Genomic DNA, 9,996 nt, shown 5'->3' with positions numbered 1-9,996 from the left:
GGGAGATTTTCCTGTGTCACCGAGGAGCCGCATGTCAATGAACCGTCCGTTTATCGCCCCCATGCAATTTGACGATCCGATTGCCGCTTATGAACAGGTTTTGGCCATTTACGAGGCCAACGTCGCCCACCTGCGCGATGCCATGAAACGCTTTGTGGCCGGCGAGGATGTCGGCGAGCACGTGCGCGGCTGCTACCCGTTCGTGCGGGTCCACACCGACACCGTGGCGCGCGCCGATTCGACGCTGGCGTTCGGCTTCGTGGCCGGCCCCGGCACCTACGAAACCACGCTGACCCGGCCCGACCTGTTCGCGCGCTACTACCAGCAACAGTTCAAGCTGCTGCTGAAGAACCACGGCAGCCACCACCTGCGCATCGAGGTGGGCACCAGCTCGCAGCCGATCCCGATCCACTTCTCGTTCGCCGAGCACGAGCACATCGAAGGCAATATGAGCGCGGAGCGGCGCCTGCTGATGCGCGACGTTTTTGATCTACCCAACCTCGCCGCGATGGACGACGGCATCGCCAACGGCACCCACGAGCCGCCGCCGGGCGAGGCCCAGCCGCTGTCGCTGTTCACGGCGCCGCGCGTGGACTACTCGCTGCAGCGCCTGCGCCACTACACCGGCACCTCGTGCGAGCACTTCCAGAAGTTTGTGCTCTTCACCAACTACCAGTTTTATATCGACGAGTTCGTCAAGCTGGGCCATGAGCTGATGGGCCAGGCGTCCGGCGCGCCGGGAGACGACTACATCGCCTTCATCGAACCGGGCAACATGGTCACGCGCCGTGTCGGCCAGGCGGTGCAGGCCAGCGACGCGCACGGCGCGCAGCCGCCGCGCCTGCCGCAGATGCCGGGCTACCACCTGGTGCGCGCCGACGGCACCGGCATCTCGATGGTCAACATCGGCGTCGGCCCGGCCAACGCCAAGACCATCACCGACCACATCGCCGTGCTGCGCCCGCATGCGTGGCTGATGCTGGGCCACTGCGCCGGCCTGCGCAACACGCAGCAGCTGGGCGACTACGTGCTGGCGCACGGCTATGTGCGTGAGGACCACGTGCTCGACGAGGACCTGCCGCTGTGGGTGCCGATCCCGCCGCTGGCCGAGGTGCAGGTGGCGATCGAGGCCGCCGTGGCTGAGGTCACGCAGCTCACCGGCCACGATTTGAAGCGCGTGATGCGCACCGGCACCGTCGCCAGCACCGACAACCGCAACTGGGAGCTGCTGCCGCAGCGCACGCCGGAGCGCCGGTTCAGCCAGAGCAGGGCGATCGCGCTGGACATGGAAAGCGCCACCATCGCCGCCAACGGCTTCCGTTTCCGCGTGCCGTACGGGACTTTGTTGTGCGTGAGCGACAAGCCCATGCACGGCGAGATCAAATTGCCCGGCATGGCTAACCAGTTTTACCGCGAGCGTGTCGACCAGCATTTACGGATCGGCATTCGCGCGCTGGAACTGCTGCGCGCGCTGGGCGTGGACAAGCTTCACAGCCGCAAGTTACGCAGCTTCACGGAGGTCGCGTTCCAGTAAATCCATGCAAAAAATGCATGAAGCCCGCCAAGCGCGGGCTTTTTTTTCGTTTGCTCCGCCTTTGGTGATACCTTTTTCGATATCAAAAACCGGAAAAAATTGATTGGTTTGTTTTTTTGCCAGCCCATAAGATGAATTCCGAGTTAGTCGAAAACACATAAAAAAGATAACACTGGAGACATATGAACAAGCAAATGACCGGGACTGTCGAGTCCCAGGCGAAGCATCGCCTTGTCCTGAAAACCGGCGTCGCGGTACTGGCTGCGGCCGGCCTGCTCAGCAGCGCCTCGGTGTGGGCGCAAGCCGCCGCCGAAAAGACGCAACCGACCGACACCCCGACCGACGCCGCGACCGTGGTGGTCACGGGCGTCAAGGCATCGCTGATCAAGAGCCTGGCGATCAAGCGCACCAGCGACCAGGTGGTGGAATCGATCGTCGCCGAAGACATCGGCAAGCTGCCCGACAACAATGTCGTCGAAGCGCTGCAGCGCGTGACCGGGATCCAGGTCACCGACCGCGCCGGCGGCGAGGTCGGCACCTTGTCCATCCGTGGCCTGCCCGACGTCCAGACAACCTGGAACGGCCGCACCATTTTCACCGCGTCCGGCACCCAGGTCGCGCTCCAGGACATCCCGTCGACCCTGGTTCGCCAGATCGACGTCTACAAGACGCGCGACGCCAGCCAGCTGGAAACCGGCATCGCCGGCCAGGTCGACGTGAAGTCGCTGCGGCCGTTCGATTTCAAGGGCCAGAAGATTTCGCTGTCGGCCCGTGAAACCTACCTCGAACCCGCGAACAAGGCCAACCCGCAGCTCAGCGCCATGTTCAGCAACCGCTGGCAAACCGGCATCGGCGAAGTCGGCGCGCTGGTCAACCTGTCGGAAGTCAAGACGAAATACCGCAACGAAAGCGTGACGCCGGGCGCGATGGTGCCGTTCACCAGCCCGAACGCCGCCGAGGTTCCCGCGGGTTACACGCCGCTGCAGCGCATCTTCGACAACAACATCTGGACGCCCGGCACCCACACCGGCTTGCCGACCGCGGCCGGTTCGACGCTGGATTTCAACGGCAAGGCTTATCCGTACTACCTGGCGCGCGACGCCGTTTTTCAGAGCGACCTCAAGGGCGACCGCGAGCGTCCCGCCGCCAACATCGCCCTGCAGTGGAAACCGAACAGCGATTCGGTCTACACCTTCGAATCGATGTACAACGGTTATCGCGACAAGACCTTCAACCAGTTGCTGTTCAGCTTTGTCGACTGGTGGGGTGACCTCGGCAGCAACCCCGCCAGCTCGATCACGACCTTCCCGGGGACGAACATCATCAAGAGCCGCAACGTCAACAACGTCTACGGCTTCAACAGCGGCGACTACACCACGTCGGCGACCGACTCCTACGTGTATGCCCTGAACGGCAAGTGGGACATCAGCGACAAGCTGAAGCTGGAAGGCGACCTGTCGTACCAGACCAGCACCTTCCACTCGGAATTCACCGCCACCCGGATCGATCGCGTCGCGCCGTCCATCTCGGTCGACTTCAATGGCGGCGGCGGCAACACGGCCTTCCGTTTCAACAACAACGCCGACCTGACCGACCCGAGCAAGTGGAATGTCGCGCAGTTCTACGACACCGCCAACCGCAACAAGGGCAGCGCCGCGACCGCCAGCCTGGGCGGCGTCTACGATGCCGACTGGGGTGCGCTGCAGTCGATCCAGTTCGGCGCGCGCTTCGACGACCGCAAGGCGTCGGAGGCCAACCGGACGCAATCGGCCTTCCTGGGCCGCAACCTGGCCTCGCTGGGCGCGGCGTATTCCTCCACCAACGCGAACTTCGGCACGTCCATCTCGGACGTTCCGCGCTCCTGGGTGGAGCCCAACGCCTACTACATCCGCGACCATATCGACGAGTGGCGCAAGATGTACAACGCGGCCGATGCGAACTTCCTGACGACCGACAAGCTGAGCCTGCAGAAGACCTTCGACGTCGATGAAAAGACGAAGAACCTGTTCGTGATGGGGAACACCCAGAACGAGCTGTTCGGCCATCGCCTGCGCGGCAATTTCGGCGCGCGCTATGTCAAGGTCGATACCGACATGAACTTCTACAAGGTCGACGCCACCACCAAGGCGGTCACGCCGTCCGGCGCCAGCAAGTCGACCAGCAAGGTCCTGCCCAGCATGACCCTGATTTACGACCCGGCCAAGGACGTCGTGGTGCGCTTCAACTACGGCGAAACCCTGCGCCGCCCGACTTTCGGCGACCTGAATCCCGTCCTGCAACTGGGCGACGACGTGTCCAAGGTGGGTTATGGCTCGGGCAGCGGCGGCAATCCCGACCTGAAGCCGACCCACTCCAAGAACCTCGACCTGACGGGCGAGTGGTACTTCCAGAAGGACAGCGCGCTGTACGGCACGCTGTTCAAGCGCAAGATCGACGGCCTGGTGGTGAGCTTGCGTCACAAGGTGCACGTCGATCCGGCGAACGACCCGTTCCGCAACTCGACCTCGGGCGGCGACCATACGAACGGCTACGACTACGTCATCAACTCGCCGGTCAACGCCTCCAACGGCGACATCAAAGGCGGCGAGCTCGGCTTGATCTACTTCCCGAAAGGGCTGCCGAGCCTGCTGGACGGCCTGGGCATCCAGGGCAGCTACACGCGGCTGACCTCGTCGCAGAACGTCCCCGACGCCAATGATGCCGGCGTCATCGTCTCGCAGCTCGAGACGCCGTTCTTCGGCGTGTCGCACAGCTCGTACAACGCCACGCTGGCCTACGAAAAGGGTCCGGTCAGCGCGCGCCTGTCCTATGTGTGGCGCTCCGGCTTCCTGGCCAGGAACGAAGCGGCCTTGTTCGCCAATCCGATCGGCATCTGGCGTCAGCCGGAAAAGAGCGTGGACATGCAGATCTCCTACAAGATCAACGACCGGATGTCGGTCGATATCAGCGGCGTCAACCTGACCAATGAAATGCAGCAGCAGTACTACCACTTCGGCAGCGCGGGTACGCCGCAGTTGACCAATTTCGGTACGCTGCAGATCGGACGTTCGGTCTCGGCCGCCTTGCGCTGGCAGATGTAACTGGAAGACCTAAGAGCGTTCCCGTCAGCGGGAACGCCAACCTGTTGGAGTATCAGATGTCGAATCAAAAATTGTCGTTGGTGGAAAAAATAGGCTTCGGCGCTGGAGACATGGCGCTGAACGTGGTGATCTCGTCGATGATGTTGATCATTACCTTCTTCTACACCGACATCTACGGCCTGAAGACGATGGACCTGGCGCTGATGTTCGGCGTGGTGAAGTTCGTCGGCGCGATGGCCGACCTGACCATGGGCCAGATCACCGACCGTTTCACCAGCCGCTGGGGGCGTTACCGTCCGTGGCTGCTGTTGCTGGCGGTGCCGTATGGCCTCAGCGTGTTCTTCGTCTTCACCACGCCGGACTGGGGCTACAGCGCCAAGCTGGTTTGGGCCTATTCGACCTACATCATCATGACCATCATGACGGCGGGCGTCGGCATTCCGTACATCTCGCTGCCCAGCGCCTTGTCCAAGGATCCGCAGGAGACCTTGTCCGCCAACGGCTACCGCCTGTTCTTCGCCAAGATCGGCGCCTTCATGGTGACGGTGATCGTGCCGCTGCTGTCGGAGCGCTGGGGCGGCGGCAACGCGGCCGCCGGCTACCAGTTCGCCATGGCCGTGATGGCCGGCATGGGCGTGCTGCTGTTCCTGTTCTGCTTCTTCACCACCCAGGAGCGCGTGCGGCACGTGGTGCAGCGCCAGTCGCTGTGGGAGCAGGTGAAGGTGCTGGTCCGGAACGACCAGTGGCTGATCCTGTGCGGCGTCTGCGTGACCGGCACCATCGGCTACGTGGTGCGCGGCTCGGTGGCCATCTACTACGCCAAATACTATCTCGGCGCCGACGGCCCGACCATCTCGGCCTTCCTGTCCACCGGCGTGGTGGCCGCCATCCTGTCGATGATCGCCTCGACCTGGATCACCAAGTTCTATTGCAAGGTCAAGCTGTTCCGCTGGACGCAGATCGGCGTGGGTCTGATCAGCGCCGCGATGTACTTCTTCGTCGGACCGGGCGACACCATGCTGGCGTTTGTGTTGTACTTCCTGCTGTCGTTCGTGGTGGACCTGCATGCGCCGGTGTTCTGGTCGTCCATCGCCGAGACCATCGACTACGGCGTCGTCAAGACCGGCAAGCGGGTATCGGGCTTCGCGTTCGGCGGCATCTCGGTCTGCCAGAAGGCGGGCATGGGCATCGCCGGCATCCTGGTCGGCAAGCTGCTGACGCATTTCGCCTATGTGCCCAACGTCGAGCAGAGCGCCTATGCGCTGCACGGCATCGTCTTGATGATGACGCTGATACCGGGCTTCTTCCACACCGTCATGGGGCTGTTGATGTTCAAGTACCGTATCAACGACAAGTACTACACCGAAGTCAAGGCGGCGATGGGAGTCAAAGCTTATGTGGCAGTCTAATTTTCAGGAAATGGAAGCAATGGAAGAAGTCCTCACCCCGCTGATCGAGCAGCGCGCCGATCCTTTTATCATTCGTCACAGCGACGGCTACTACTACTTCACCGCCTCGGTGCCGCAGTACGACCGCATCGAGCTGCGACGCGCCAAGACCATCGCGGGCCTGGCGGACGCGGAGAAGGTCGATGTCTGGCACAAGCCCGACACGGGCCCGTACAGCGAACTGGTTTGGGCGCCGGAGCTGCACTACAACGACGGCGCCTGGTACGTCTACTTCGCCGCCGCGCCGAGCCGCGAGATCAAACACAAGCTGTTCCAGCACCGCATGTACGCGATCCGCAACGCCAATCCCAATCCGCTGGAAGGCGAGTGGGAGTTCATGGGGCAGATCGACACCGGCATCGACACCTTCTGCCTGGACGCCACCACCTTCACCCACAAGGGGCAGCTGTACTACCTGTGGGCGCAGAAGGACGTGGCCATCGAGGGTAATTCCAACCTGTACATCGCGCCGATGAAGACGCCGTGGCAGCTGGGCGGCCCGCCGGTCATGCTGAGCAAGCCGGAATTCGATTGGGAGATCCGCGGCTTCTGGGTCAACGAAGGGCCGTCGGTGCTGAAGAAAAACGGCAAGGTCTTCATCAGCTACTCGGCCAGCGCCACCGACGAGAACTACGCCATGGGCCTGTTGTGGGCGGACGACCGCGCCAACCTGCTGGACCCGACATCGTGGACCAAGTCGCGCCAGCCGGTGCTGCAGACCTGCTTCGAACACGGCGTGTACGGACCGGGACATAACAGCTTCACCATCGGCGACGACGGCGAGACCGTGATGTTGGTTTATCATGCACGCACTTATACCGAGATTATCGGCGATCCGTTGTGGAACCCGGACCGGCACACCTATGTCAAACCACTGAAGTGGGACGAGCAGGGCATGCCGGTATTTGGAAAGCCCTCGATAGCCTGAACGCACCGCGAAAGCGGAAATTTATAGAACACTCGCGGCGGCCACGGAACAAATTCCGTCGGCCGCCGTTGCCGTAGAAAGCCTCCATGCAGCCCAACGTCACCGCAGCACCCTTCGGCCCCGAAGCCACCCTGTACACCCTGACCAACGCCAATGGCATGATCGTCAAGATCAGCGACCTTGGCGGCGTGATCACCGAAATCCACACGCCCGGCCGCGACGGCAAGCTGGCCGACGTCTGCCTGGGCTTCGACGATGCCGCCGCCTACCTGGGCGAATCCCACTACTTCGGCGCGCTGATCGGCCGATACGGCAACCGCATCGCCAACGGCCGCTTCACGCTGGACGGCCAGACGTACCAGCTGAACGTGAACAACGGTGTAAATCATTTACACGGAGGCGTGGACGGCTTCCACCGCCGCATGTGGGAAGCCGAAACCTTCGCCACGCCCAAATCGGCGGGCCTGATCCTGAGCTACCTGAGCGCCGACGGCGAGCAGGGCTACCCCGGCAACCTGGAAGTGACGGTCATCTACGAACTGCGCGAGAATAACGAATTGCGTATCGCTTTCCACGCCATCACCGATAAGGCGACACCGGTCAACCTGACCAACCACGCCTATTTCAACCTGGCCGGCAAGGGCGACATCCTGTCCCACGAGCTGACCATCGCGGCCGACGCCTACACCCCGGTCGACAGCGGCCTGATACCCACCGGCGAACTGCCTGCGGTGGCGGGCACGCCGTTCGACTTCCGCACGCCGCACGCGATCGGCGCGCGCATCGACCAGGACGACGAGCAGCTGCGCCACGGCGCCGGCTACGACCACAACTTCGTGCTGAATAAATCCGCGCCGCGCGCGCTGGAACTGGCGGCCCGCGTGCGCGATCCGTCCTCCGGCCGCGTGCTGGAGGTGCTGACCCAGGAGCCGGGCGTGCAGTTCTACAGCGGGAACTTCCTCCATGACGGCATGGGCGGGAAAGGGCGCATCTACGGCTATCGCAGCGGCTTCTGCCTCGAACCGCAGCATTATCCCGATTCGCCCAACTGTCCCGAATTCCCGTCGACGATACTACGTCCCGGCGAGGAATACACCACCGTCATGGCTTACCGCTTTAGTGTCGAGGACTGATACCAAATTGGGTATCAAAGTCGAATAATAATTTATTGGAAAGATATCTCAGTACAACTTAGTATGGCTTCATCGATGCGGGGGCATGACATCAGGCTCCCGCACAGGAACATACTGAGGAGATATGCATGTCCGAGAACGACAAAAAGGTGAAGCTGCGCTCCGCCGAGTGGTTTGGTACGCAAGACAAGAACGGTTTCATGTATCGCAGCTGGATGAAGAATCAGGGTATCCCCGATCATGAATTCCAGGGCAAACCTATCATCGGCATCTGCAACACGTGGTCCGAGCTGACCCCTTGCAATGCCCACTTCCGCAAGCTGGCGGAACACGTCAAGCGCGGCATCCTGGAGGCGGGCGGCTTCCCGGTCGAGTTCCCGGTGTTTTCCAACGGCGAATCGAACCTGCGCCCGACCGCCATGTTGACCCGCAACCTGGCCAGCATGGATGTCGAGGAATCGATCCGCGGCAATCCGATGGACGGCGTGGTGCTGCTGGTCGGCTGCGACAAGACCACCCCGGCGCTGCTGATGGGCGCCGCCTCGGTCGACATCCCGACCATCGTCGTCAGCGGCGGCCCTATGCTGAACGGTAAACTGAACGGCAAGAACATCGGCTCCGGCACCGCCGTATGGCAGCTGCACGAGCAGGTCAAGGCCGGCGAAATCTCCATGCACGAATTCATGTCGGCGGAATCGGGTCACTCCCGCTCCGCAGGCACCTGCAACACCATGGGCACCGCGTCCACGATGGCTTGCATGGCCGAGGCGCTTGGCACCACGCTGCCGCACAACGCCGCCATCCCCGCCGTCGATTCGCGCCGCTACATCCTGGCGCACATGTCGGGCATCCGCGCCGTCGAGATGGTGAAGGAAGGCCTGACGCTGTCGAAGATCCTCAAGCGCGAGAACTTCGAGAACGCGATCCGCGTCAACGCCGCCATCGGCGGTTCCACCAACGCCGTGATCCACCTGAAGGCCATCGCAGGCCGCATCGGCGTGGACCTGGAGCTGGAGGACTGGACCCGCGTGGGCCGTGGCACGCCGACCATCGTCGACCTGCTGCCGTCGGGCCGCTTCCTGATGGAGGAGTTCTACTACGCCGGCGGCCTGCCGGGCGCGATCCGCCGCATGGGCGAGGGCGACCTGGTGCCGCATCCGAGCGCACTGACCGTCAACGGCAAATCGCTGTGGGACAACTGCAAGGACGCGCCGATCTACGACGATGAGGTGATCCGTCCGCTGGACAAGCCGCTGCTGAAGGATGGCGGCATCTGCATCCTGCGCGGCAACCTGGCGCCGCGCGGCGCGGTGTTGAAACCGTCGGCCGCCACGCCGGAGCTGATGCAGCATCGCGGCCGCGCCGTGGTGTTCGAGGACTTTGAACACTACAAGAGCCGCATCGTCGATCCTGAACTGGAAGTCGATGCCAACTCGGTGCTGGTGATGAAGAACTGCGGCCCGAAAGGTTATCCCGGCATGGCCGAGGTAGGGAACATGGGCCTGCCGCCGAAACTGCTGGCGGCCGGCGTCAAGGACATGGTCCGCATCTCGGACGCGCGCATGAGCGGCACTGCCTACGGCACCGTGGTGCTGCACGTGGCGCCGGAAGCGATGGCCGGCGGCCCGCTGGGCATCGTCAAGGACGGCGACTGGATCACGCTCGATTGCGCCGGCGGTTTGCTGAACCTGGAGATTTCGGATGCGGAGATGGCGGAACGCCAGGCCGCGCGTGTGCCCGGCTCGGCGCCTGGTCCGAAGACCGGTTACCAGCAGCTGTACATCGAACACGTGCTGCAAGCCGATGAAGGCTGCGACTTCGACTTCCTGGTCGGGAATCGTGGATCGGCCGTGCCGCGCCACTCGCACTAATC

Annotated in this window: 6 protein-coding genes; all 6 read left to right on the top strand. The window is 62.9% G+C overall.

Going from position 1 to position 9,996, the window contains the following annotated elements; all coding sequences use genetic code 11:
* The first annotated feature begins 61 nt into the window (after positions 1–61).
* The 6 genes from HUX88_RS04965 (at position 62) to HUX88_RS04940 (ending at position 9,994) form a co-directional block, all read left to right on the top strand.
* A complete protein-coding gene (locus tag HUX88_RS04965) occupies positions 62–1,534 on the top strand; it encodes an AMP nucleosidase (RefSeq protein ID WP_229219197.1) in 1,473 nt (490 codons plus the stop codon).
* 182 nt (positions 1,535–1,716) lie between these two features.
* A complete protein-coding gene (locus tag HUX88_RS04960) occupies positions 1,717–4,614 on the top strand; it encodes a TonB-dependent receptor (protein ID WP_176361028.1) in 2,898 nt (965 codons plus the stop codon).
* A gap of 56 nt (positions 4,615–4,670) precedes the next feature.
* On the top strand, positions 4,671–6,023 hold the full coding sequence (locus HUX88_RS04955; RefSeq protein WP_117015538.1) for an MFS transporter: 1,353 nt from the start codon (positions 4,671–4,673) through the stop codon (positions 6,021–6,023).
* Between the two features lie 19 nt (positions 6,024–6,042).
* Complete coding sequence (locus HUX88_RS04950; protein ID WP_176361027.1) at positions 6,043–6,990, top strand: family 43 glycosylhydrolase; 948 nt, start codon at positions 6,043–6,045, stop codon at positions 6,988–6,990.
* 86 nt (positions 6,991–7,076) lie between these two features.
* A complete protein-coding gene (locus HUX88_RS04945; RefSeq protein WP_176361026.1) occupies positions 7,077–8,123 on the top strand; it encodes an aldose epimerase family protein in 1,047 nt (348 codons plus the stop codon).
* A 128-nt stretch (positions 8,124–8,251) separates the two neighbouring features.
* The gene (locus tag HUX88_RS04940; protein WP_117015541.1) at positions 8,252–9,994 is read left to right on the top strand and encodes an IlvD/Edd family dehydratase; all 1,743 of its coding nucleotides are present in this window, start codon (positions 8,252–8,254) and stop codon (positions 9,992–9,994) included.
* Positions 9,995–9,996: the final 2 nt, after the last annotated feature.

The sequence above is a fragment of the Duganella sp. BJB1802 genome, assembly GCF_013369445.1.
In the GTDB taxonomy this organism is placed as follows: Bacteria; Pseudomonadota; Gammaproteobacteria; order Burkholderiales; family Burkholderiaceae_D; genus Rugamonas; species Rugamonas vulcania_A.
Note: the sequence above shows the minus strand (reverse complement) of the source record. Positions and strands in the feature narration are given on the sequence as shown.

Bases quoted from the DNA above. Each gene is read 5' to 3' on its own strand.
- HUX88_RS04965 (WP_229219197.1), top strand. From the start codon at position 62: ATGCAATTTGACGATCCGATTGCCGCTTATGAACAGGTTTTGGCCATT.
- HUX88_RS04960 (WP_176361028.1), top strand. From the start codon at position 1,717: ATGAACAAGCAAATGACCGGGACTGTCGAGTCCCAGGCGAAGCATCGC.
- HUX88_RS04955 (WP_117015538.1), top strand. From the start codon at position 4,671: ATGTCGAATCAAAAATTGTCGTTGGTGGAAAAAATAGGCTTCGGCGCT.
- HUX88_RS04950 (WP_176361027.1), top strand. From the start codon at position 6,043: ATGGAAGAAGTCCTCACCCCGCTGATCGAGCAGCGCGCCGATCCTTTT.
- HUX88_RS04945 (WP_176361026.1), top strand. From the start codon at position 7,077: ATGCAGCCCAACGTCACCGCAGCACCCTTCGGCCCCGAAGCCACCCTG.
- HUX88_RS04940 (WP_117015541.1), top strand. From the start codon at position 8,252: ATGTCCGAGAACGACAAAAAGGTGAAGCTGCGCTCCGCCGAGTGGTTT.